The sequence below is a fragment of the Demequina maris genome (assembly GCF_000971155.1).
GTDB lineage: Bacteria > Actinomycetota > Actinomycetes > Actinomycetales > Demequinaceae > Demequina > Demequina maris.
Window position 1 is genome coordinate 134086 of record NZ_BBLX01000001.1, and the last position, 23447, is coordinate 157532.

Below are 23447 nucleotides of genomic sequence, written 5' to 3' on the forward strand. Positions count from 1 at the left end.
ATGCAGACCTCTGAGATCGCCACGCGGTGGGTCGACTACTTCGCGAAGAACGACCACCACATCCAGCCGAGCGCCTCGCTCGTCTCGCCCGATCCGTCGCTGCTGTTCACGGTCGCCGGCATGGTGCCGTTCATCCCGTACATCATCGGGACGGACACCTCGCCGCACCCGCGCATCGCCTCGGTCCAGAAGTGCATCCGCACCAAGGACATCGAGGAGGTCGGCAAGACCACCCGCCACGGCACGTTCTTCCAGATGCTGGGCAACTTCTCGTTCGGCGACTACTTCAAGGAAGGCGCGATCGACCTCGCCTTCCAGTTCCTCACGGGCCCCGAGTCGGAGGGCAACCTCGGCTTCGACCCGGAGCGCTTCTGGGTGACCATCTGGAACGAGGACGAGGCCGCGTTCAGCCACCTCAAGAACGTCGGCGTCGACCCGTCGCGCATCGTCAAGCTGACGCGCGAGGAGAACTTCTGGGACACCGGCCAGCCCGGTCCCGCCGGCCCGTGCGCCGAGTGGCACTACGACCGCGGTCCCGAGTTCGGCCCCGAGGCGGTGGGCGGCACCGTCGACCCCGGCGGCGACCGCTACCTCGAGGTGTGGAACCTCGTGTTCGACCAGTTCCTGCGCGGCGAGGGCGCCGGCAAGGACTACCCGCTCATCCGCGAGCTCGACCAGAAGGCGATCGACACCGGCGCCGGCCTCGAGCGCCTGGCGTACCTCAAGCAGGGCGTCGCCAACATGTACGAGATCGACGAGGTCTTCCCGGTCATCGCCAAGGCGCAGGAGCTCTCGGGCCGCACTTACGGCGCCGACACGACCGACGACGTCCGCATGCGCGTCATCGCGGACCACGTCCGCAGCTCGCTCATGCTCATCGGCGACGGCGTCACCCCCGGCAACGAGGGCCGCGGCTACGTGCTGCGCCGCCTCATCCGCCGCTCGGTGCGCGCGATGAAGCTGCTGGGCGTCGACGAGCGCACCATGCCCAAGCTGCTGCCGGTCTCGCTCGACGCGATGAAGGCGTCGTACCCCGAGCTCGAGGCCAACCGAGTCAAGATCGAGGCCGTCGCCTACACCGAGGAGGACGCGTTCCGCCGCACCCTCGCGCAGGGCACCACGATCTTCGACGTCGCCGTCGGAAAGGCCAAGGAGGCCGGCACCCCCGCGCTGTCCGGCGCCGACGCCTTCACCCTCCACGACACGTACGGCTTCCCGATCGACATCACGCTCGAGATGGCGGCCGAGCAGGGCGTCCAGGTCGACGAGGCGAAGTTCCGCGAGCTCATGAAGGAGCAGAAGGAGCGCGCCCGGGCCGATGCGAAGGCCAAGAAGGGCGGCCACGCGGACGTGGGCGTCTACCAGGGCATCAAGGAGGACGCGGGCGCCACCGAGTTCCGCGCCTACGAGGAGCTCACCACCGCGACCGAGATCACCGCGCTCATCAAGGACGGCGTGTCCGTGCCGGTGGCGAGCGAGGGCGAGACCGTCGAGGTCATCCTCCCGCAGACGCCGTTCTATGCGGAGTCCGGCGGCCAGGAGGCCGACTCGGGCACCATCCGCTCGGCGCACGGCACGCTCGAGGTCATCGACGTGCAGCGCCCCATCAAGGGCCTCATCGTGCACACCGCGCGCGTGGTCGAGGGTCAGGTCGCCCAGGGCGACGCCGTGTCCGCCGAGGTCGACCCCGAGTGGCGCATCGGTGCCCGTCAGGCGCACTCCGGCACGCACATCCTTCACGCCGCGCTCCGTGAGGTGCTCGGCCCCGACGCGCTGCAGTCCGGCTCGTACAACAAGCCCGGCTACCTGCGCCTCGACTTCTCGTGGCCCTCGGCGCTGTCCGCGGAGACCCGCTCGGAGATCGAGGAGGTCACCAACCGCGCGATCCGCGCGGACCTGGGCGTGTCCGCGCAGTACATGACGCTGCCCGAGGCGAAGGACTGGGGCGCCGTCGCGCTGTTCGGCGAGACCTACGACGAGACCGTGCGCGTCATCCAGATCGGCGGCCCGTGGTCGCGCGAGCTGTGCGGTGGCACGCACGTCGAGCACTCGAGCCAGGTCGGGATGGTCGCCCTCATGGGCGAGTCGTCCGTCGGCTCGGGCTCGCGCCGCATCGAGGCGACCGTGGGCATCGAGGCGTTCCAGAGGCTCGCCGCCGAGCGCGCGCTCGTCTCCGAGCTCACCACCACGCTCAAGGTCCAGCCGGGCGAGCTGCGCGGCCGGGTCGAGAAGCTCCTCGAGCGCCTCGCCGAGACCGAGAAGCTGCTGTCGGGCTACCGTCAGCAGGCGATGCAGCAGGTCGCGGGCGAGCTCGTGGGCAAGGCCGTCGACGTCGCGGGCGTCCGTGTCGTCACGCACGAGTCCACCAACGCCGCCGACGGCGACGACCTCCGCACGCTCGTCACGGACGTGCGCGGCCGCCTCGGTGACTCCGCGCCCGCCGTGGTCGCGATCGCCGGCGCCTTCAACGGCCGTCCGCAGATCGTGATCGCCACGAACCAGGGCGCGCGCGACGCGGGCCTGCGCGCCGGCGACCTCGTCAAGGCCGCATCGTCCGTCCTGGGCGGTGGCGGCGGCGGCAAGCCGGACCTCGCGCAGGGCGGCGGCCAGGACCCGGCGCAGATCGGCGCGGCCCTCGAGGCCGTGCGCGCCACCGTGGCGGCGCGTGGCTAGGGGCGCGCGACTGGGGGTCGACGTCGGCACCGTCCGCATCGGCGTGGCGGCGTCCGACCCCGACGGCCTCATGGCGTTCCCCGTCGACACCGTGCAGCGGGGCGACGGGGACGCGCAGGCCGTGGCGGCGATCGCCGAGGAGCGCGGTGCCATCACCGTGTTCGTCGGGCTGCCGCGCAAGCTGTCGGGCCAGGAGGGGACCAGCGCGGAGGACGCGCGCGGGTTCGCCGCCAGGCTCGCGGAACTGTGCTCCGGCACGGTTCGTTTGATCGACGAGCGTTTCTCGACCGCCACCGCATCCCAGGCGATGCGCAGCGCGGGCCGCAATGCCAAGAAGCAGCGGCAGGTGATCGACCAGGCCGCGGCCGTGGTGATCCTCGAGAACGCCTTGGACGTAGACAGGAACGGTAACCTCGAGGCTGTGACCATCGAGGTTCCGCGACAGGGGAATGATGACTGACCTTTTCGAGGCCGAGGCGACCACCACGACGTCGCTTGACCTGCGCAGGCTGCAGCGCCAGAAGCGCCGCGCCGCGCGCCGCCGGCTCACGCTCGTCGTGACGGCGGTCGCTCTCGTCGTGTTCGCGCTCGGCGCGTCCGTGACCTGGAACTTCCTCCAGGGCTTCGAGACGTCGTCCAACGAGGTCGCCGACTACGAGGGCCCCGGACAGGGCAACGTGCAGGTGGTCATCGAGAGCGGCGCCACCGGCGCCGACATCGCGTCGACCCTGTACGACGCGGGCGTCATCGCCTCGCCGCAGTCGTTCATCATCGCCGCGAACGACAACCCCGACTCGGCGTCGATCACGCCCGGCTACTACTTCATGCACAAGGAGATGAAGGCCGAGTACGCGCTCGCCGCGCTGCTCGACCCCTCGAACCGCGACGTGCGGTCGATCACCATCCCCGAGGGCAAGACGCTCGACTACTACTTCCAGTCGATCGCGAACCTCACCGGCACCACCAAGGAGGAGGTCGCCGCGGCGGCCGAGGACACCGAGGCGCTGGGGCTTCCCGAGGAGGCCGAGGGCAACCTCGAGGGCTGGCTGTTCCCGTCGACGTACGAGTTCAACCCCGGCGTCACCCCGCAGGAGGTGATGTCGAAGATGATCCAGCAGACCGTCAAGGTGCTCGACAAGTACGACGTCGCCATCGAGGACCGCGAGAAGATCCTCACGGTCGCGTCGCTCGTCGAGCGCGAGGCGAAGCTGGACGAGGACCGCGCGCAGATCGCGTCGGTCATCTACAACCGCCTCGACATCGACATGAAGCTCGAGCTCGACTCGACGGTCAAGTACCTCACCCAGTCCGAGGGGGTGTGGACCTCCGACGAGGAGCGCAACACCGACTCGCAGTACAACACGTACATGTACACCGGCCTCCCGCCGGGCCCGATCGCCGGACCGGGCGAGGCGTCGATCAAGGCCGCGGTCAAGCCCGCCGACACGAACTACCTGTTCTTCGTGACGGTCAACCTCGACACGGGCGAGACGCTCTACGCGTCGGAGTACACGGACCACCTCGCGAACGTCCAGCAGCTGCAGGACTGGGTCGCCGCGAACCAGTCCGACGACTCCTGACGTGGGGGCGGCTCCCGGCCCGCGGCGCGCGGGCGTGCTCGGGCACCCGATCGCGCATTCGCTGTCCCCGGTGCTGCACCGGGCCGCGTACCGCGAGCTGGGGCTCGACTGGGAGTACGACGCGTACGACGTCGAGTCCGGCGGGCTCGCGTCCTTCCTCTCGGGGATGGACGATGCGTGGGCCGGGCTGTCGCTGACCATGCCTCTCAAGGTGGAGGCCGTCCCGCTGATGGACTTCGTCGAGTCGATGGCGAAGCTCGTGGGCGCGGTCAACACCGTGCTGGTGCAGGACATCGGCGGCTCGCGCCAGCTGGTGGGCGCCAACACCGACGTGTGGGGCGTCCAGGCCGCGTTCCGCGAGGCCGGGGTGTCCACCGCATCGTCCGGTCTGATCATCGGCGGGGGAGCGACGGCGACCTCCGCGATGGCCGCGCTCGGGGCCCTCGGGGTGACCGCGCCCTTCGTGGCCGTGCGGTCCCGCGGGCGGGCCGGCGGTCTGCTGCGCGCCGCGACCAAGATGGGCGTGACGCCGCGCTTCATCGGGCTCGACGAGATCCCCGCCGCGATGCCTCTTGCGGACGTCGTCGTGTCCACCGTGCCGGCCTCGGCGGGGGCGGAGATCGCATCGTCCCTTTCCGGAATTCGGGAGGGTGCGGCGCTGCTCGATGTCGTTTATGAACCGCTTATCACTCCGCTAAGTATCCGATTTGCCGGTTTTGGTGGAATTGCGATCGGCGGGGAGCGGATGCTGCTCCATCAGGCCGCTGAGCAGGTACGACTCATGACGGGAAAGTCGGCGCCGATTAATGCAATGGATGCCGTTCTACGAGAAATGTTGAATAGGTAACACTTCAGCCTTCACCCCTCCCTGCCGATGGTAGGTTCACGATCGTTCATCGAGCGCATGAGGGGGCGGCAGATGAAGCAGCTGGGGACCATCCTGCTCGAGGATGGTGCGCTCACCGAGGAGATGCTCGCTGAGGGCATCGACGAGCAGCAGGCGCGCGGGCAGTCGCTCGGCCGCACGCTCGTCGAGCTCGGCTTCATCTCCGAGGGCCAGCTGGTTCGCGCGCTCGCCTCACAGGTCGGCATGGAGTTCGTGGAGCTCGCCGAGTACCCGGTGGATCGCGCCGCTGTCGCGCTCGTCCCGGGTGCCGTGTGCCGCCGCCACATGGCGCTGCCGATCTCGGTGGAGGACGGCCTCGTCAAGGTCGCGATGTCCAACCCCGGCAACGTGGTCGCGGTGGACGACATCAGCACGATCACCCGCATGCGGGTCGTCCCGGTGGTCGCCGCGCACGACGACGTCGCCACCGCGATCGACCGCTACTGCCGCTCCGACGCGGAGATGGAGGACCTCCAGGAGTCGATCGAGACCGAGGCCTCGATCGATGAGGAGGACATCGGCTCCGTCGCGGACGACGACGCGCCCATCGTGCGCTTCGTGAACCTGCTCATCACCCAGGCCGTCCAGGACCGCGCGTCTGACATCCACATCGAACCCGCCGAGCACGACCTGCGCGTCCGGTACCGCATCGACGGTGTGCTGCACGAGATGCAGCGCGCGCCCAAGGCGATCACCGGTGGCGTGATCTCGCGCCTGAAGATCATGTCGGACATCGACATCGCCGAGCGCCGCAAGCCTCAGGACGGCCGCCTTTCGGTCAACCACCAGGGACGAAAGATCGATCTGCGCGTCGCGACCCTTCCGACGGTGTGGGGCGAGAAGGTCGTCATGCGTATCCTCGACAACTCGACCGCGAGGCTCGCGCTCGAGGACCTGGGCATCCGTGAGCGCAACGAGTCGATCTACGCGGAGGCGTACAGCAAGCCCTACGGGATGATCCTCGTCACCGGACCGACCGGCTCCGGAAAGTCGACGACCCTCTATGCGACGCTCAACCAGATCTCGCGCCCCGAGGTCAACGTCATCACTGTCGAGGACCCCGTCGAGTACCGCATCCCGGGCATCAACCAGGTGCAGGTCAACCCCAAGGCGGGTCTGACGTTCGCAGCTGCTCTGCGCTCCATCCTCCGCGCCGACCCGGACGTGGTCCTCGTCGGCGAGGTCCGTGACGGCGAGACGGCTCAGATCGCGATCGAGGCGGCGCTCACCGGTCACCTCGTGCTCTCGACGTTGCACACCAACGATGCGCCGTCGGCGATGACGCGTCTCATCGAGATGGACATCGAGCCGTTCCTCGTCGGGTCCGCGATCGACTGCGTCGTCGCCCAGCGCCTCGCGCGACGTCTCTGCGAGCACTGCGCGGTCGAGCATCAGGTCGACCCGTACGACCTGCCGCCGGCGATCAAGTGGGACCCGAACAAGGCGATCCCGCCGATCATGCGGCCCGAGGGGTGCGCGCGCTGCTCGAACACGGGTTACCGAGGCCGCGTCGCGCTCCACGAGATCATGCCGATCAACGAGGAGATCGAGCGGCTCACCGTCGCTCGCGCCTCTTCCGCGGAGATCGCCAACGCCGCGGTCGACGCCGGCATGGAGACGCTGATCCAGGACGGGTGGGCGAAGGTCATGGACGGCACGACTTCCTTGGAGGAATTGCTCCGAGTCGTGAAATAAGTCACATCTCTACAGACACGCCACGTAAATGCCGATATCTCTATGCGAAGGAAGCGTAGTTTTTGCTTCCAGTTGAGGGAGGAAAAGTGAACGAGTTCACGCCTGGCGAGCCCTGGCGGCCCACGCCGCCGCCCGCCGCACAGCCGCCCGCCGCACAGCCGGCCGCGGCGCCGCAGCCGAGTTCGAGCGCGCCCGTTCCTCCCTCCGCCGCACCTGCCGCGCCGGCCTCGCAGCCCGCCGCTCCGGCGCTTTCGCAGCAGCCCGCGCCCCAGCACCCCACGCTTCCCACCGGCCCGGCGCTGCACAGCGCGCCGACCGGCCAGGCGCTGCGCCGCGCGCCGTTCCTCGAGGAGCAGCGACCGCACTCGGCCCAGGCGATGCAGCAGACGCCGCCGCCCACCACGCCACGTGTTCCCGCTCCGGCCCCTGTGGGCGCCCCGGCCGGCGCGGACGCCGCTGCCGCCTTCGCGGCGGCCGCACAGGAGCAGTTGCCCTCGTCGCAGCGGGCGTTCATGCCTGCCGACGAGCCGGTCAAGGAAGAGCAGCCCGAGAAGCCGGCTCCCGCCCAGCCCAAGGCCACGGCCGTCACCACGCCGGGCCGTTCGCGCATCGGTGCGAACAACGAGCGCCAGGAGGGCGACCTCGACATCAACGCCGCGCTGCGGCAGATGATCCAGGTCAAGGCCTCGGACCTTCACCTCACCACCGGCGTCCCGCCGATGGTGCGCCTCGACGGCGGCCTGACGCCGCTCGAGGGCTTCGGCCGGCTGACACCCGAGAGCCTCCACCGTTCGCTCTACGGGATCCTCACGCAGGCACAGCGCGAGAAGTTCGAGGAGGAGCTCGAGCTCGACTTCTCGTACTCGGTGGTGGGCGAGGCTCGCTTCCGCGTAAACCTGTACCGCCAGCGCGACTCGCTCGGTGCCGCGTTCCGTGTGATCCCCTACGAGATCAAGCCGCTCGAGGCGCTCGGCATCCCCGAGGTCGTCGCCGACTTCGCGCAGCTGCCCCGTGGTCTGGTCCTCGTCACCGGCCCCACCGGGTCCGGCAAGTCGACCACGCTCGCGTCGCTCGTCGACCTGGCGAACCGCTCGCGCAGCGCCCACATTATGACGGTCGAGGACCCGATCGAGTTCCTCCACCGTCACAAGCGGTCGATCGTGAACCAGCGCGAGGTCGGCGCGGACACCCGGTCGTTCGGCAAGGCGCTCAAGCACGTGCTGCGCCAGGACCCGGACATCATCCTCATCGGTGAGATGCGCGACCTCGAGACCATCTCCGTGGCGCTGACCGCCGCGGAGACCGGCCACCTCGTGTTCGCGACGCTGCACACGCAGTCCGCGCCGCAGACGATGGACCGCATCATCGACGTGTTCCCGCCGGAGCAGCAGGGCCAGGTGCGCACGCAGCTCGCGGCCGCGATCCAGGGCGTGCTCTGTCAGACGCTTCTCAAGCGCGCGGACGGCCCGGGCCGTGCCGTCGCCGTCGAGGTCATGGTCGCGACGCCCGGTATCCGCAACCTCATCCGCGAGGGCAAGACGCACCAGATCTTCACCTCGATGCAGGGTGGCGCGTCGCAGGGCATGCAGACGATGGACTCCCACCTCGCGGAGCTGGTGAAGTCCGGGAAGGTCGACTACGACGTCGCCGTCGAGATGGCGCAGTCGTACGAGGAGTTCAACCGCCTCTGCGGACGGCACGGCCGGTAGCGGGGGCGAGGGGGAGTCATGGCAACTGCGACCGCGGTTAAGAAGTTCGACTACGAAGCACGCGACGCCGCTGGCAAGGTCCGCAAGGACACGATGGAGGCGCCGACCTCGCAGGCCGTGGCGGCGCGACTTCGTGAGCGCGGCTTCACTGTGCTTTCCGTGGAGGAGGCTGGAGGCAAGGGTCTGCAGGCCGAGATCAACATCCCGGGACTCGGGGACAAGATCGGTCTCAAGGACATCGCCATCATGTCGCGCCAGCTCGCGACCATGATCGGTGCGGGGCTCTCTCTGATTCGCGCGATGACGATCCTCACGGAGCAGACCGAAAACAAGGCGCTTCAGAAGGTGCTCTCGGACGTGCGCACCGACGTCGAGACCGGCAAGGCATTCTCCGTCGCGCTGTCACGCCATCCGCAGGTCTTCCCCCCGCTCATGATCAACATGGTCAAGGCGGGTGAGATTGGTGGATTCCTCGACCAGGTTCTCGTGTCTATCGCCGAGAACTTCGAGAAGGAAGTCGCGCTGCGCGGCAAGATCAAGTCGGCGATGACGTACCCCGTGGTGGTGTTCTTCATCGCGATTCTCGCAACAGCAGCGATGCTGATCTTCATTGTGCCGGTCTTTGCGGGCGTGTTCGAAGGTCTTGGCGGCGAACTTCCGGCTCCGACCCAGTTCCTCGTAATGCTCTCGGGTCTCGTCAAGGTCGGCGCGATCCCGTTCGTGATTGCACTCGTGTTGTTCACCATGTGGTGGAAGCGCAACAAGAACCGCCATGAGATTAGAGACAAGGTGGAACCCGTCTATCTCAAGCTCCCGGTCTTTGGATCGCTTATTCAGAAGATCGCTGTGGCGCGGTTCACGCGTAATTTCGGCGCGATGGTGCGCTCGGGTGTTCCGATTCTGCAAGCGCTGGACATCGTTGGCCAGGCTTCCGGGAACATCGTGATTGAGCGGGCAACCAAGGATGTGCAGGACTCCGTACGACGGGGCGAGTCACTGGCGGGTCCACTCGCAAATCACAAGGTATTCCCCCCGATGGTGACGCAGATGATAGCGGTCGGTGAGGACACTGGCGCTCTCGACGAGATGCTCGACAAAGTTGCGGACTTCTATGACCAGGAAGTCGAATCCACGACCGAGCAGCTGACAAGCCTCATCGAACCGCTCATGATCGCGTTTCTTGGGGCCATGATCGGTGGCATGGTCATCGCTTTGTACTTGCCGCTATTCAAGGTATTCGACCTCATTCAATGAGACTTCCGTGCGGTACGCCGTGCGGTGGATGAACTGGATCTGAGGGTTCAGTTCGCATCAACCCATAGAGAAGACAATGAAAGGGAGGGAGCATCATGCTCGCTCGCATCCGCAAGTCCATGGAGGAGAAGGACCAGGGCTTCACCCTCGTCGAGCTCCTCGTCGTGATCATCATCATCGGCATCCTCGCCGCCATCGCCATCCCGATCTACCTCAACCAGCAGGCGAAGGCGAAGGATTCCGCTGCTAAGGCCGACCTTGCGTCGTTCCGCACCATGACCGCTGCCTGGGCGGTTGACAACCCGAACGCCACGACCGCGCCGACGGCGACGACCATCGGTTTCTCGGGTAGCCCGAACAACACCATGGCTGTTGCGGCCTACAACTCGCCGAACGTTGGCGACTTCTGCATCTCGGCGTCCTACCCGAACGGCACCCTCGGTGGCGCCATCTCGTCCGACGAGAGCGGCAACCTGTACCAGTCTGCCGACTGCACCGGAACGATCGTTCCGTAACTTGGGCTCGTGCTGCCTGGAAAGCGCGCGAGCGCTTTCCAGGCAGCATCACCCTGCGAATCTTGTCTTGGGGGAGGGATGATGACGATCATCAGGAAGGACGAAGCCGGCTTCGGCCTCACGGAGGTCATGATTGCCATGCTCGTCCTGTTCATCGTGATGGTTGCCATGATTTCTGCCGTCATTGCGGCACTGCAAGTGACGTCTAGCAACGCGACGGGCTCCACCGCGGCGGAGGCCGTGCAACAGCGGATCGAGGACGTGCGCGCGGCGTCGGTCGCAGGCGACTGCGACGTGCTCGAGGGCGCGGCGCTGCCTGTTACCACGGTGACCGACGGAAGAGGCGTCGACATTACCATCTCCGGTTCACTCGCCTCCACGTGCGTGCGAGCAGCGACATCAGGGGATCGCGACCCTGTCCAGGTGTTGCGTTTGACGGTCGAAGCTGATTCGGCCGCGCCAGGCGCGAGCAACCCCGTGGTGACCACGACCACCGATATTCTTGTGAAGTTCCAGCCATGAGCGCGGCAATGGCAGTACCCGATCGCGAGTCCGGTTTTACGCTCGTGGAGTTGATTATCTACATGGTCGTCCTGGTTGTGGCCATGATCATTGCCGGTTCGCTATTCATCAATGTGATTAACCACGAGCGCTACGCGCGCGCAACGGCTGAGGCAAACAACCAAATTCAAACCGTGTTCCGAGAACTCGAGTACGACCTCCGAAGCGCGGACTGGGCAGATGTCAGCGGTGACGGAGATCTCGTCGTGATCCTGACGCGCAAGGCGTCGTCGAGCGGTTCGAATGTGGCGCAGTGCGTCGGCTATTACTACGACGAGACAACGGGTGAGCTCCGACGAACAACGCGCACCGACAACATCGATACCGCTCCGGCAATCTCGGCGACGTCTACCGCCGCGATTCGAGCGGCGACTGACACGTGGCCGTTGGTGCGCACGGATATGGCAAGCATCGACGGTGCAGCGGTGTTCGGTCTAGAAGACAAGTACGGGGCAGGCAAGGCCGTGACAATTCAGTTGCGCGCAGAGGCATTTGAAGGTCGAGCCCCGATCGACTTCGTGAAGAGCGTCGCCTTGCGCAAGCAAGCTGACCTGACCCTGTCGTGCAAGTGAGGGAGCCTGCTGCGATGAGTATTCGACAGATGAGGAAGCGGCTCGCGGTCGCGTCGGACGATTTCGGCATGGCACTCGTCATGACCCTCATGATCATGTCGGTCGGTGCGATCATCATCACCACTCTCGTAATCGTGACCGTGTTTAACACCGGATTCAGCGCGAAGAGTCGGGCTGATATGCGCGTGCTCGCCTCTGCGGACTCGGGCATCGACATGATCATGGGCCTGCTGGACGGCAAGACTTACGCGGACCTCTCGACGGTGTGCGGCCCGATGAACTACGTGATCAACAACGACACCGTTGTCGTCACCACCAAGTACGAGGTGGTGAGCGGTACCGGGACGACCACGACAACGTGCCCGACGAGCTCGCAGATCACTCGGACCCTGACGGTTCAGTCCACCGCGACCTCCACCAATGTGCCGGTGGCCAACGAGATCGTCTCCCGTACCGTCGAGGCAGTTCTCTATGCAACGCCCGAAGAGGTGCCCCTCGACAAGGCGATCTTCTCCGAAGCAACGACCACGGTGACGTCGAATACGACCATCCAGGAGAGCACGTCAGGCGCGAAGGACGCGTTCATCTACACCAACGGTGGCTTCAACTGCGAGACGCAGGACGCCATCGAGGGCAGCATCTACGCGGCACACGGCGACGTGTACTTCAAGAACGACTGCGACATCAAGCTATCGGTTTGGGCGTCTGGCACCGTCATGTTCGACTCTGGCACCGTAGTCGACGGCGACGTGTACTCTGCGTCGACGGCGGATCCCGCCATCAACATCCAGAACACCAACGCTGAGGTGCTCGGCTCGATCATCTCGAACGGTTCGATCAAGCTCGATGCAGAGGTCGGCGGCAACGTCGTCTCGCTTGCGAACAAGATCGACATGTATTCGAAGACCGTAGTGACCAAGAACGCACACGCTGCGCTCAAACTGACGATGAACAACGGTGCGCTCATCTCGGGCAACGCTGCCTCGAATACTGAGATCGCGACCACCAACGACAACAAGAACAAGGTCACCGGAACCGCGACCGCACCGATCATCGGCGCGAAGCTCACCGCGGGCAGCAAGGTCATCGGCACCGCATCGCGGCCGTCGATCGCGGGCCTTCCTGCAGCGCTCGGTTACCCCACCGAGGTTGTCGCACCTCCGCGCGAGCAGTTCCCGTACCTCACCATGAACGCCGACGACATCGCGCTTTGGCAGGCGGACGGGTACAAGGTGACGGAGACCACCGCATGCGACAGCCCCGCTGCACTGAACGCGATCAACAGCGCGGACTACGGCGACCAGGGCAAGGCCCTCGTCATCTTCAAGGGCTGCACCAAGCCCGTGTATTTCGCACAGCACTCGAATCTCAGCGTCAAGGGCAACCTCGGGCTCGTGTCGACCTCGGGCTTCCACGTCGACAACCAGGTCGACATCGCCACGACTGTCACGGGCACCCGTCCGGAGCTGGTGTGGATGGTCCCCGCGGACTCGCCGAACATTACCTGGGGTCCCACGACCGAGGCGAGCCAGACGACGCCGGTGTGCACCAGCACAGCCACCCGTACCACCAGCACGGGCGTCACTCAGGACCTCTACTTTCAGAAGTTCAAGGTCAAGGGCGTCGACATGTTCGCGTACACGCCGTGTGAGTTCCAGCAGGACACCGGATGGGACACCAACTCGGATCCGTGGACCGGTCAGATCTATTCGGGCACCGTTGATCTCCACAATTCTTTCGACATGCAGATGTCCACCATCGGTATCCCCTCGAATGCCGACAAGACCCCCGCGCTGACCAAGCCGGCGAATATGCAGCTCATCTCGCGCTACGACCTGTTCAACTGACGTGGAAGATCTGACACCGCTCGCAGCGGTCCTCGCAGGAGTCTTTGGACTCCTCCTAGGCTCGTTCGCAAACGTGCTGATCCACCGGATCCCTCTGGGTGAGTCGGTCGTGCGGCCTGCGAGCCGCTGCCCGCGTTGCGGCCGGGCGATTCGTCCCGGCGAGAACATTCCGGTCATCAGTTGGCTATGGCTCCGAGGACGATGTGCCGGGTGCCGCGCACCCATCAGCGGACGCTATCCGCTCGTCGAGCTCGCGACGGGTATCGCCTTCTTCCTCGTGGTGCTGCTCGCTGGGCTCACGTTCGAGTCGCTCATCGGTCTCGCGCTGGTGTACTTCGGCATCGTGCTGAGCGCGATCGACTTGGAGCACCATCGTCTGCCGAACGCGCTGACGTCCGCCTACGCGATCGTGACTGCGGTGACCGTTCTCACGGCAGGTGTGGTGACCGGTTCGTGGGACTCAAGCCTTCGGGCACTCGTGGGCGCAGTTGCATTGGGCCTCATCTACGGACTCGCCTTCGTGATCTATCCGAGGGGCATGGGACTCGGCGACGTGAAGCTCGCGCCGACTATCGGGGCCGCTCTCGGCTTCCTGGGTTGGCCTGTGCTGATCGTCGGGGCGTTCGCAGCATTTCTCTGGGGAGCGATCGCTGGCGTCGTGGCGATGAGTCGGCAGCGCCAGCGCAAGGGTGTAGGCATCCCTTTCGGCCCATGGATGTTCGTTGGTGCCCTCACGGGAATCCTCATGGGCGACGTGATCGCCGATTGGTATCTCGGATTGATGGGATTTTGACCTTGAGAGGGGAGAGGGTCGTGCCGATGTTTCAGAAGATGGTGAAGGAGGTTCCCTCATGGGCGCCAGGACAGTAGCGGTCGACGTCGGCACGTCGACGGTGCGGATTGCTGAGGTCGAGCTCGGCAGCGGACAGGATCCTCGGGAGGGTGCGACTCTGCATGCCTTCGCCGAGGCGGTGGTCCCGGCCGGCGTCATCCGTGATGGCGTGGTGCAGGAGCCGCAAGCGCTGGCGTCGACCATTCACGAAGCCTTCGTCCACGCGAAGCCCTCGACCAAGCACGTGACAGTGGGGCTCGGACACCCGAGCATCGTGGTACGCGAGGTTGATATCCCTGCCCAGCCGATGGACAAGCTGCGTCAGTCGCTCGCCTTCCACGTCCAGGATCAGCTTCCCATGGCTGCCGATGAGGCCATCCTTGACTTCTACCCGACGGCTGAGATCGAGGCTCAGGGCGGAGAGACGCTGAGGGGTCTGCTCGTCGCCGCTCCGCGCGAGCTTGTTCGTGACACCATCGCTGTCTTCGACCGGGCGGGCCTTCAAGTCGGTGCTGTCGACCACTCGGCGCTCGGCCTCTGGCGGAGCGGGTCGCGTGGCGTATACATGGACGCGAAGGTCGCCTTCGTCGACGTCGGCGCCGCGACGACGACCGTGGTGATCTCGCAGGGCGGTGTGACGCGGCTGGTGCGAACCCTGTCGCAGGGCGGGCAGGACGCCACCAAGGCGATCTCGCTCGCTCTCAAGGGTGCGAGTGTCGACGCGGAGTCGCTCAAGCGCGAAGTTGGCCTGGACCTCAGCGTGGGCCAGGACAGACGCGGACTCGCGGAGGCCGCGTCGCACGCGCTCTCGCCACTGATCGAATCGGTCCGCAACACGCTCGTGTACTTCGCAAGTTCCAATCCCGGTGGCGCGGTCGAGAGGCTCGTGCTCACGGGCGGTGCCGCCTACACGCGCGGGCTCGGACAGGCCCTTGCGAGCGCAACAAGGCTTCCTGCGGTGATCGGTGAGCCGCTCGCTGGGCTGAGGCTCGGCAAGAAGGTCAACACCGCGTCGATCCAGGGTCGCGAGCACGAGCTCGCCACCGTCGTCGGCCTGGCGATGAGGAGCACCAAGTGAACGCCACTGCTCAGAAGTACGGCGCGCCGCCGCTCGCGGGCGTCAACCTCATCCCCGTCGAGATCGCCGAGCGCAAGAAGATGCGCGCCGTCATCACGGCGGCGGTGATGGCAGTGATCGTGGCGGCAGCGCTCGTGGCTGTAGCATTCGGCGCCGCGCTCGTGGCCAAGATCGCGGTCGAGGCAGACCGTGACACCGCGGCGCAAGACGAGGCGACCGCCCTGGTCGAACGCGATGCCAAGACGCAGGTGTATTACGACGTCCTCGCGCGCGAACAGGAAGAGTTCACGCTCGCGCAGATCGGGTACGGCGAGATCGACCAGGCCGACCTCGCTGCCTCGATTCAGCAGACCGCCAATGACGACACATCCTTCGAGGTCATCCACGTGGTCGGGCCCAACGCCCAGGGCATCGTGGAGGCCGGCGGCGACGGCGACGTGTACGGCACCGGGATCGGTACCGTCGAGTTCACCGCTCGTGCCACCACCCTGGAGACGGCGACGGCTTTGCTCCGTCGGCTCGAGAACGTTCCCGGTCTGGCGAACGTGCGGGGCGCTACCGAGAGCATCGGGTCGGACGGCGCGGGCAACTACTGGCAGATCGAGGGCACTGCGGTGCTGACCGACCTGCTGCTGACCAACCGGCTCATCCCCACCGAGGGGATCTCCGATGTCGCGGGCGTGCTCGCGCCGATCGTCGAGCCTGATGCGGAGGCCTCGGCGAGCCCGTCGCCCGAGCCGACCGCGACCGAGGAGGGTTGACATGTTGAGCTCACGCTACGCACCCGTGATCGCCATCTCTGTGCTCGGCGTCGTTCTGGTAGCGGTGCTCGGATGGTTCCTCGCCATCAAGCCGCAGTTGAACGCCGCGAGCGAGGCCTCTGCGCAGGCCACGAGCATCCGTGACAACACCGTGCTTATCCAGGCGAGTTCCGCCAAGCTCGACGAGTATCAGTCTCTTCTCGAGGAGGATGACAGCACGGCGGACGCGATCGCACTCAACGCTCCTTCCCGGCTCGACATGGACGCGTTCCGCACGCGACTGTGGAAGATCGCCGACGGTGCGAACGTCGACGTGATCTCCTACGCGCTCGGCACCGGCCAGGCGGTCGACGGGTGGGAGACCGAACCGGGAATCCTCGTGTCCAACCAGGTCGCGAGCCTCTTCGGTACCGGTCCGGTCGCCGGCACAGCCGATCAGGCCTCGGCTGAGACAACCACGACGGACACCGAAGGTACCGACGCCGCCACGACCGCTCCCGGTGCATGGACGCCTGTCATCACCCCGAACACGGAGCCAGGTCCCGTCGCGGGAGATATCCGCATGGTCGATGTCACCCTCGATATCGCTGGCACGGCATCCGAGGTGGACGCGTTCCTGTCGAAGTTCATGGACGTCAAGGAGCAGATCTTCCAGGTGTACGACGTGACCGAGACGGTCGGTGGCCCGACGGACACGCTTGACGGTGCCGAGCCGAGCGACGACGACCTGACGGTCACCATCATCGGTGCGCTCTACGTGCACAATGCCGATCTGAGCATCCAGGACCAGTCCTCGCTCAAGAAGGCGACGCCGAAGGACGGGGCCTTCGCGGCCTCGGCCAGCTGACACACAGCCACGAGCCGAATCAGGAGGGCCGTCCCAACCGGGGCGGCCCTCCTTCGCGTCTACCGAGCCCGCGCAACGTCCCGTCTCACCATCCGGACCGGCGGTCCACTCGTGGAAGAATGACGACCATGCTTCGATGGCTCACCGCAGGAGAATCGCACGGCCCCGCGCTGGTCGGCACGCTGGAGGGCCTTCCGGCCGGCGTCAACATCACCAGCAGCGAGGTCCAGGACGCGCTTGCCCGCCGCCGCCTCGGCGCCGGCCGCGGCGCGCGCATGTCCTTCGAGAAGGACCAGGTCACCATCCTCGGAGGCGTCCGCCACGGCGTCTCCCAGGGCGGACCCGTCGCCGTCATGGTCGGCAACACCGAGTGGCCCAAGTGGGAGACCGTGATGTCCGCGGACCCGGTCGAAGCCGAGGAGCTCACGGGTGCCCGCGCCGCCGCGCTCACGCGCCCGCGCCCCGGCCACGCCGACCTCGTCGGCATGACCAAGTACGGCTTCGACGACGCCCGCCCCGTCCTCGAGCGCGCCTCCGCGCGCGAGACCGCCGCGCGCGTCGCGCTCGGCCAGGTCGCCGAGAACTTCCTCGAGCAGGCCGCCGGCATCCGCCTCGTCGCGCACACCGTCCAGGTGGGCCCCGTCGCCACGCCGGACGATGCGCCGCTCCCGCCCGCGGACGCTACCCCCGCGCTCGACGCCGACCCCATCCGCTGCTTCCACGCCGAGACGTCGCGCGCCATGCTCGCCGAGATCGACGACTGCCAGAAGGCGGGTGACACCCTCGGCGGCGTCGTCGAGGTCGTCGCCTACGGTGTGCCCGTCGGCCTCGGCAGCCACGTGCACTGGGACCGCCGGCTCGACGCGCGTCTCGCGGCCGCGCTCATGGGCATCCAGGCCATCAAGGGCGTCGAGGTCGGCGACGGCTTCCGCACCGCCGCCCGCCGCGGCTCGCAGGCACACGACGAGATCGAGTACGGCGAGAACGGAGTCCAGCGCCGTACCAACCGCGCCGGCGGCGTCGAGGGCGGCATGACCAACGGCGAGCCGCTCCGCGTCCGCGCCGCGATGAAGCCCATCAGCACCGTCCCGCGCGCGCTCGACACGATCGACACGTCGACCGGCGAGGCCGCCAAGGCGATCCACCAGCGCTCCGACGTGTGCGCCGTCGCGCCGGCCGCCGTCGTCGCTCAGGCGATGGTGGCGCTCACTCTCGCGGACTCGCTGCTGGAGAAGTTCGGCGGCGACTCCGTCGCCGAGGTACGCCGCAACATCGACGCCTACGTCGCGCAGATCCCGGAGCACCTGCGCTGATGGCACCCCGCGCGGTCCTCATCGGCCCGCCCGGATCGGGCAAGAGCACGGTCGCGAAGGCACTCGCACGCTTGTGGGACGTGCCGCGCCGCGACACCGACACCGACATCGAGAGGCGGGCCGGCAAGCCCATCCCCGACATCTTCGTCGAGGACGGCGAGGCACGCTTCCGGGAGATCGAGCGGGAGGCGGTGGACGATGCGCTGCGCACCCACGACGGCGTACTCGCCTTGGGTGGCGGCGCGGTCCTCGCGCCCGAGACCCAGGCGCTCCTCGAGGGCTACGCGCGCGAGGGGGGAGCGGTCGTCTTCCTCGACGTCTCCCTCGCGGCCGCCGCGCCGCGCGTCGGTCTCAACGCCTCGCGCCCGCTGCTCGTGGGAAACCCGCGCGCACAATGGGTCGCGCTGATGGACGCCCGCCGGCCCATCTACGAGCGCCTCGCGACCGTCCAGGTGCTCACCGACAAGACCAGCCCGACCGACGTCGCGGCGCAGATCGACGCCGCCCTCAAGGAGCGTGCATGACCGCCCACCGGACCATCACCGTCGCCACCGCCGCGCCCTACGACGTGACGGTCGGGGAGAACCTGCTGCCGGAGGTGGTGGCCGCGGTCCCGGAGGCCGCGACGCGCGTGCTCGTCGTCACCGCCGCGCCGCTGCGCCGCCACGTCGGCAACCTCAAGGCGCTGCTCGACGCCCGCGGACTCACCGTCGTCATCGCGGAGGTGCCCGACGCCGAGGAGGGCAAGACCGCGGAGGTCCTCGCCTTCTGCTGGCAGGTACTGGGCAAGTCCGACTTCACCCGATCGGACGTGGTGATCGGTTTCGGCGGGGGAGCGGTGACCGACCTCGCTGGCTTCGTGGCCGCCACCTGGTTGCGCGGCGTCGGCGTCATCCAGGTGCCGACGACGCTGCTTGCGATGGTCGACGCGGCGGTGGGCGGCAAGACGGGCATCAACACGTCCGAGGGCAAGAACCTCGTCGGCGCGTTCCACGAGCCGCTCGCCGTGTTCTGCGACGTGCGTGCCCTCGACACGCTGCCGCGGAACGAGCTGGTGCCGGGCCTGGCCGAGGTCGTGAAGTGCGGGTTCATCCGCGACCAGGAGATCCTGGCGATCGTCGAGGCGAACCTCGACGGCCTCCGCGACGCCGACCTCGATGCCGTTCGCCCCGTCCTCGTCGAGCTCATCGCCCGCGCGATCCAGGTCAAGGCCGACGTGGTCGCCGCGGACCTCAAGGAGTCCTTCCTCCGCGAGATCCTCAACTACGGCCACACGTTCGGCCACGCGATCGAGTACACCGAGCGCTACCAGTGGCGTCACGGCGCCGCGGTGTCGGTCGGCATGGTCTTTGCCGCCGAGCTCGCGCACCTCGCCGGCCGCCTGTCCGAGGCCGAGGTCGAGCGCCATCGCGCGATCCTGTCGGGTCTGGGCCTGCCGACGTCCTACCCGGGTCACCGATGGGACGCGCTGTTCACCGCGATGAAGCGGGACAAGAAGACCCGCGGCGATCTGTTGCGCTTCGTCATCCTCGCCGGGATCGGCAACCCGATCCGTCTCGAGGGGCCGGACCCGGCGCTTGTGCAGGGTGCCTACTCGGCGATCGCCGACTGAACCGGCGCATCGTCCCGCCGCGCGCCCAAACCGAGCGAGCGCATCGTCCCCCGATACGCTGAAACCATGAACGTCCTGGTCGTCAACGGTCCCAACCTGCGCAGGCTCGGCACCCGCGAGCCCGAGAAGTACGGCACCACCACCCACGACGAGCTCGCCGTGCTCGTCACCCAGTGGGGCGCGGACCTGCAGCTCGAGGTCGAGGTGCGGCAGTCCGACGACGAGGCCGACCTGGTCCACTGGATGCACGAGTCCGTCGACGCCGGCTGGCATGTGGTCCTCAACCCGGCGGCCTTCACGCACTACTCGTACGCCCTGCGCGACGCGTGCGCGCTCGTGTCCGCGGCGAACCTCTCTCTGGTCGAGGTGCACCTCACCAACCCGCACGCGCGCGAGACGTTCCGCCACACGAGTGTGATCTCCGGCGTCGCGACCGGCACCATCGCGGGCTTCGGCGTCGAGGGCTACCGGCTCGCTCTCGAGGCCGTCGCGCGGCGCGTCGGCTAGAATCGTCTGCGGACTAATCCCAGTTACTTCTGTAAGGACACCCCTGTGGCGACTTCGAACGACATCAAGAACGGCTCCGTGCTCAACCTCGACGGCAACCTCTGGTCCGTCATCGAGTTCCAGCACGTGAAGCCCGGCAAGGGCGGCGCCTTCGTCCGCACCAAGCTGAAGAACGTGCTCACCGGCAAGGTCGTCGACAAGACCTTCAACGCGGGCGCCAAGGTCGAGTTCGAGACCGTCGACCGCCGCGACATGCAGTACCTGTACTTCGACGGCACCTCGTACGTGTTCATGGACCCCTCGACGTTCGACCAGATCCCCGTCTCCGAGGCGGTCATGGGCGACGCGACCGACTACCTGCTCGAGAACGAGTCCGCGGTCATCGGCTCGCACAACGGCAACCCGATCTTCCTCGAGCTCCCGGGTTCCGTGGTCCTCGAGGTCACGTACACCGAGCCGGGCCTCCAGGGCGACCGCTCGTCGGGCGGCACCAAGCCCGCCACGCTTCAGACCGGCAAGGAGATCCAGGTCCCCCTGTTCCTCGAGGCCGGCACCAAGGTCAAGGTCAACACCTCGACCGGCGAGTACCAGTCCCGCGTCAACGACTAGTGGCCGCCCGTACCAAGGCGCGCAAGCGCGCCCTCGACGTCCTCTTCGAGGCGGATCAGCGCGGCGAGAACGTGCTGGCCGCGCTGGACCGTCGCGTCCTCGACTCGGGGCGTGAGACGCCGCTGCCGACGTACTCGATCGAGATCGTGCGCGGCGTCGTGGCGTGGTGGCCGGAGCTGAACTCGATCATCCAGTCCGCCTCGCCCGAGTGGCAGCTCTCGCGGATGCCCGCCGTCGACCGTGCGCTGCTGCGCATCGGCGCGTGGGAGATCCTTTGCAACGACGAGGTCGAGACCGCGGTCGCGATCGACGAGGCCGTGTCCCTCGCCGCCGACTTGTCGACGGATGACTCGCCGGGCTTCGTGAACGGGATCCTCGGGACGATCGCGCGCGAGGCGCCGGCGCTGCGGCACGCGGACTAGTTCGGCTGTCGGGGTAGGGCTCGCACCTTGGTGCGGGCCCTTCTTCTTTGCCCTGGCGGCAGCCTGTGGACAACTGTCCGGATTATCCGGTTCGTTGTCTGAGGGCGGTGGTGGACTTGTCACATGGCCGAGCCGACCGCCGCCGATCCCCTCGAGGGGCTGCGTGCGCGGGTCGAGGCGGCGGGCGGGCTCACCGACCGGGAGCTCGAATCGCTTCAGGGCGAGGTCGTCGGGGTGCGTCGCGAGACGGACATCCTGCTCGCGCTGCTGACGGCGCACTCGGACAAGCGGGGCCTCGCGAAGCGGCGCGGCCACAGGAGCACCGCGCAGGCGCTCGCCCACAGCCTCGGCGGCACGCTCGCCGAGGCTGAGCGCATCCGCAAGCTCGGCGAGACGATCGACGAGGGTGAGGACGATGCGCCGGACGGGCCGGGCGGTGAGGAGTCCGCGGGCGGCGGGGGCGCGAAGGAGAAGGCCCGGCCTCGGCCCAAGCCGCCCGTCCTGCCGTACCTCGCCCGCGTCGCGCGCGCCGGGCGCCTGAGCCCCGACGCCGTCTCGCTGCTGAGAGACGTGCTCATGCTCCACCCCGAGGCGCGCGAACGGGCCGGAATGCCGGTGGACGATGCGGCGCGGAGCACGCGCCTAGGTAGCCTCCCGCTCGGCACGGTGGAGAGGACGGCGGTGGACAAGGCGGTGAGCCTGCCGCTGCGGCGGGTGAGGGCGTTCGTGGCCAACCTGCGCGCGGACCTCACGCCTCGGAAGACCGCCGAGGAGCGGTACGACGACCAGTTCCGCCGTCGGATGGCGATGACCACCGAGGAGAGCGACGGGATGATCCGTCTCACCGCGCTCCTCGATCCGATGACGGCGGCGCCGCTGATCGCCGCGATGGACGGGTACGTGAAGAAGGCGTTCCGCGCCCGCCGCGAGGGCGATGGCAGCGACCAGCGCACGCCCATGCAGCTGCGCGCCGACGCGCTCGGCTGGCTGGGGCGCCACGCCACCGGCTGCCGCGCCGCCCACGACGGCATCAAGACGACCATCTCCATCCGCATGACCCTCGAGGACCTCGTGGGCGGCGACGGGCATGGGACCGTGGATGGCGTGGCGGCACCGGTGCCCGCCGGCGTGCTGCGGCGCCATGCAGCGGACGCCCAGATCATCCCGACCGTGCTGGGCGGGCGCTCCGAGATCCTCGACCACGGAAGGGCAGAGCGGCTCTTCACGCCCGCGCAGCGACGGGCCATCGCGGAAAGGGATCGCGGTTGCGCCCACTGCGGCGCCCCGCCCAGCCACTGCGACGTCCACCACCTCCGGTACTGGGAGAACGGCGGCCGAACGGACCTCGCCAACGGGATCATGCTCTGCGTCGCCTGTCATCACTGGGTCCACCGGGACCGGTGGGAGGTGCGGATACGGGAGGGGAGACCGGAGTTCGTGCCGCCGGCAGCCGTGGATCCCGAACGAAGGCCCCGGCCCGGGTATCGACACCAGGTGACATGGGCGAGAGAGGAGGTGAGCGTGGGGGAGAGCCCCGGGCCCCCGTGAGGCTCCGCGTCAGGTAGTGTGTGACCCGCAACCCAGACATCCTTTAAGGACCGTCCAGAGAGGCGGGGAAGGAGGTCGCCAGGTGACTGGCACCATCATGGGGGCGGCGGATATCTCGCGCGCCCTGACTCGAATCGCGCACGAGATCGTCGAGCGCAACGACGGCGCCGCCGACGTGGTCCTCATGGGCATCCCGACCCGAGGCCTCCCGATCGCGCACCGCCTCGCCGCCCGTATCGCGGAGATCGAGCCCGGTTACGACGCCGAGCACGCCTGCGGCGCCCTCGACATCACGATGTACCGCGACGACCTCTTCAAGAACCCGACGCGCACCATCGGCACCACCTCGGTGCCCGACGCCGGCATCGATGATGCGGTGGTGGTCCTGGTCGACGACGTGTTCCATACCGGGCGCACCATTCGCGCCGCCCTCGACGCGATCCGCGACCTGGGCAGGCCCCGCGCCGTCCAGCTCGCCGCGCTGGTGGATAGGGGCCACCGCGAGCTGCCCATCCGCGCCGACTTCGTGGGCAAGAACATCCCCACGGCCCGCTCCGAGCGCGTCGACGTGCGCCTCGAGGAGATCGACGGCGAGGACGCCGTCATCCTGCGGAAGGGGGAGTGAC

General features: G+C 67.6%; 23 protein-coding genes. All 23 read left to right on the forward strand.

The genetic code is table 11. The features are described from left to right. The 23 genes from alaS to pyrR all read left to right on the forward strand — a co-directional run bounded on the left by alaS (position 1) and on the right by pyrR (position 23446). Entirely contained in the window at positions 1–2673 is a 2673-nt protein-coding gene (gene alaS, locus AOM02_RS00645; protein ID WP_062295551.1) for an alanine--tRNA ligase, read from the forward strand. Next, the gene (ruvX, locus tag AOM02_RS00650; protein ID WP_062295553.1) at positions 2666–3133 is read left to right on the forward strand and encodes a Holliday junction resolvase RuvX; all 468 of its coding nucleotides are present in this window, start codon (positions 2666–2668) and stop codon (positions 3131–3133) included. Before alaS ends, ruvX begins: the two co-directional genes overlap by 8 nt. After that, entirely contained in the window at positions 3126–4253 is a 1128-nt protein-coding gene (gene mltG, locus AOM02_RS00655; protein ID WP_062295555.1) for an endolytic transglycosylase MltG, read from the forward strand. Before ruvX ends, mltG begins: the two co-directional genes overlap by 8 nt. A gap of 1 nt (position 4254) precedes the next feature. After that, on the forward strand, positions 4255–5100 hold the full coding sequence (locus tag AOM02_RS00660; protein ID WP_062295557.1) for a shikimate dehydrogenase: 846 nt from the start codon (positions 4255–4257) through the stop codon (positions 5098–5100). A 72-nt stretch (positions 5101–5172) separates the two neighbouring features. Beyond that, entirely contained in the window at positions 5173–6834 is a 1662-nt protein-coding gene (locus AOM02_RS00665) for a GspE/PulE family protein (protein ID WP_062295559.1), read from the forward strand. A gap of 86 nt (positions 6835–6920) precedes the next feature. Beyond that, entirely contained in the window at positions 6921–8543 is a 1623-nt protein-coding gene (locus tag AOM02_RS00670; RefSeq protein WP_228373741.1) for a type IV pilus twitching motility protein PilT, read from the forward strand. Between the two features lie 18 nt (positions 8544–8561). Next, positions 8562–9797, forward strand: a complete 1236-nt coding sequence (locus AOM02_RS00675; RefSeq protein WP_062295561.1) for a type II secretion system F family protein — start codon at positions 8562–8564, stop codon at positions 9795–9797. 95 nt (positions 9798–9892) lie between these two features. After that, positions 9893–10312: a prepilin-type N-terminal cleavage/methylation domain-containing protein gene (locus AOM02_RS14720; protein WP_062295563.1), complete on the forward strand. Its 420-nt coding sequence runs from the start codon at positions 9893–9895 to the stop codon at positions 10310–10312. 78 nt (positions 10313–10390) lie between these two features. Continuing rightward, on the forward strand, positions 10391–10834 hold the full coding sequence (locus tag AOM02_RS00685) for a PilV family protein (RefSeq protein ID WP_062295565.1): 444 nt from the start codon (positions 10391–10393) through the stop codon (positions 10832–10834). Further along, positions 10831–11445 (forward strand): PilW family protein, encoded by a 615-nt coding sequence (locus AOM02_RS00690; RefSeq protein WP_082104790.1) that lies wholly within the window; start codon positions 10831–10833, stop codon positions 11443–11445. The genes AOM02_RS00685 and AOM02_RS00690 overlap by 4 nt, the downstream gene beginning before the upstream one ends. A gap of 29 nt (positions 11446–11474) precedes the next feature. Next, positions 11475–13292, forward strand: coding sequence for a hypothetical protein (locus AOM02_RS00695; protein ID WP_156156016.1), 1818 nt, complete (start codon positions 11475–11477; stop codon positions 13290–13292). Between the two features lies 1 nt (position 13293). Further along, a complete protein-coding gene (locus AOM02_RS00700) occupies positions 13294–14085 on the forward strand; it encodes a prepilin peptidase (RefSeq protein ID WP_082104791.1) in 792 nt (263 codons plus the stop codon). A gap of 58 nt (positions 14086–14143) precedes the next feature. Then, positions 14144–15202 carry a type IV pilus assembly protein PilM gene (gene pilM, locus AOM02_RS00705; protein ID WP_062295573.1) on the forward strand — a complete coding sequence of 353 codons (1059 nt, stop codon included), beginning with the start codon at positions 14144–14146 and terminating at the stop codon, positions 15200–15202. Beyond that, positions 15199–15963: a hypothetical protein gene (locus AOM02_RS00710; protein WP_062295575.1), complete on the forward strand. Its 765-nt coding sequence runs from the start codon at positions 15199–15201 to the stop codon at positions 15961–15963. The genes pilM and AOM02_RS00710 overlap by 4 nt, the downstream gene beginning before the upstream one ends. A gap of 25 nt (positions 15964–15988) precedes the next feature. Then, the gene (locus tag AOM02_RS00715) at positions 15989–16810 is read left to right on the forward strand and encodes a hypothetical protein (protein ID WP_169746576.1); all 822 of its coding nucleotides are present in this window, start codon (positions 15989–15991) and stop codon (positions 16808–16810) included. A 128-nt stretch (positions 16811–16938) separates the two neighbouring features. Beyond that, positions 16939–18123, forward strand: coding sequence for a chorismate synthase (gene aroC, locus AOM02_RS00720; RefSeq protein ID WP_062296201.1), 1185 nt, complete (start codon positions 16939–16941; stop codon positions 18121–18123). After that, on the forward strand, positions 18123–18647 hold the full coding sequence (locus tag AOM02_RS00725) for a shikimate kinase (protein WP_062295579.1): 525 nt from the start codon (positions 18123–18125) through the stop codon (positions 18645–18647). Before aroC ends, AOM02_RS00725 begins: the two co-directional genes overlap by 1 nt. After that, entirely contained in the window at positions 18644–19735 is a 1092-nt protein-coding gene (gene aroB, locus AOM02_RS00730; protein ID WP_062295582.1) for a 3-dehydroquinate synthase, read from the forward strand. Before AOM02_RS00725 ends, aroB begins: the two co-directional genes overlap by 4 nt. Positions 19736–19801: 66 nt before the next feature. Further along, on the forward strand, positions 19802–20242 hold the full coding sequence (gene aroQ, locus AOM02_RS00735; protein WP_062295584.1) for a type II 3-dehydroquinate dehydratase: 441 nt from the start codon (positions 19802–19804) through the stop codon (positions 20240–20242). 45 nt (positions 20243–20287) lie between these two features. Next, the gene (efp, locus tag AOM02_RS00740; RefSeq protein ID WP_062295587.1) at positions 20288–20851 is read left to right on the forward strand and encodes an elongation factor P; all 564 of its coding nucleotides are present in this window, start codon (positions 20288–20290) and stop codon (positions 20849–20851) included. After that, positions 20851–21273: a transcription antitermination factor NusB gene (gene nusB, locus AOM02_RS00745; protein ID WP_062295589.1), complete on the forward strand. Its 423-nt coding sequence runs from the start codon at positions 20851–20853 to the stop codon at positions 21271–21273. The genes efp and nusB overlap by 1 nt, the downstream gene beginning before the upstream one ends. A gap of 123 nt (positions 21274–21396) precedes the next feature. After that, complete coding sequence (locus tag AOM02_RS00750; protein ID WP_062295590.1) at positions 21397–22821, forward strand: HNH endonuclease; 1425 nt, start codon at positions 21397–21399, stop codon at positions 22819–22821. A gap of 97 nt (positions 22822–22918) precedes the next feature. After that, positions 22919–23446, forward strand: coding sequence for a bifunctional pyr operon transcriptional regulator/uracil phosphoribosyltransferase PyrR (pyrR, locus tag AOM02_RS14570; RefSeq protein ID WP_062295593.1), 528 nt, complete (start codon positions 22919–22921; stop codon positions 23444–23446). Position 23447 lies beyond the last annotated feature (1 nt).

Excerpts from the sequence above, each read along its gene's own strand:
- AOM02_RS14720 (WP_062295563.1), top strand. The coding sequence starts at position 9,893 with ATGCTCGCTCGCATCCGCAAGTCCATGGAGGAGAAGGACCAGGGCTTC.
- AOM02_RS00750 (WP_062295590.1), top strand. The coding sequence starts at position 21,397 with ATGGCCGAGCCGACCGCCGCCGATCCCCTCGAGGGGCTGCGTGCGCGG.
- AOM02_RS00725 (WP_062295579.1), top strand. The coding sequence starts at position 18,123 with ATGGCACCCCGCGCGGTCCTCATCGGCCCGCCCGGATCGGGCAAGAGC.
- aroB (WP_062295582.1), top strand. The coding sequence starts at position 18,644 with ATGACCGCCCACCGGACCATCACCGTCGCCACCGCCGCGCCCTACGAC.
- AOM02_RS00690 (WP_082104790.1), top strand. The coding sequence starts at position 10,831 with ATGAGCGCGGCAATGGCAGTACCCGATCGCGAGTCCGGTTTTACGCTC.
- AOM02_RS00665 (WP_062295559.1), top strand. The coding sequence starts at position 5,173 with ATGAAGCAGCTGGGGACCATCCTGCTCGAGGATGGTGCGCTCACCGAG.
- pilM (WP_062295573.1), top strand. The coding sequence starts at position 14,144 with ATGGGCGCCAGGACAGTAGCGGTCGACGTCGGCACGTCGACGGTGCGG.
- aroQ (WP_062295584.1), top strand. The coding sequence starts at position 19,802 with ATGAACGTCCTGGTCGTCAACGGTCCCAACCTGCGCAGGCTCGGCACC.
- AOM02_RS00695 (WP_156156016.1), top strand. The coding sequence starts at position 11,475 with ATGAGGAAGCGGCTCGCGGTCGCGTCGGACGATTTCGGCATGGCACTC.
- AOM02_RS00675 (WP_062295561.1), top strand. The coding sequence starts at position 8,562 with ATGGCAACTGCGACCGCGGTTAAGAAGTTCGACTACGAAGCACGCGAC.
- mltG (WP_062295555.1), top strand. The coding sequence starts at position 3,126 with ATGACTGACCTTTTCGAGGCCGAGGCGACCACCACGACGTCGCTTGAC.
- pyrR (WP_062295593.1), top strand. The coding sequence starts at position 22,919 with ATGGGGGCGGCGGATATCTCGCGCGCCCTGACTCGAATCGCGCACGAG.
- aroC (WP_062296201.1), top strand. The coding sequence starts at position 16,939 with ATGCTTCGATGGCTCACCGCAGGAGAATCGCACGGCCCCGCGCTGGTC.
- AOM02_RS00685 (WP_062295565.1), top strand. The coding sequence starts at position 10,391 with ATGATGACGATCATCAGGAAGGACGAAGCCGGCTTCGGCCTCACGGAG.
- alaS (WP_062295551.1), top strand. The coding sequence starts at position 1 with ATGCAGACCTCTGAGATCGCCACGCGGTGGGTCGACTACTTCGCGAAG.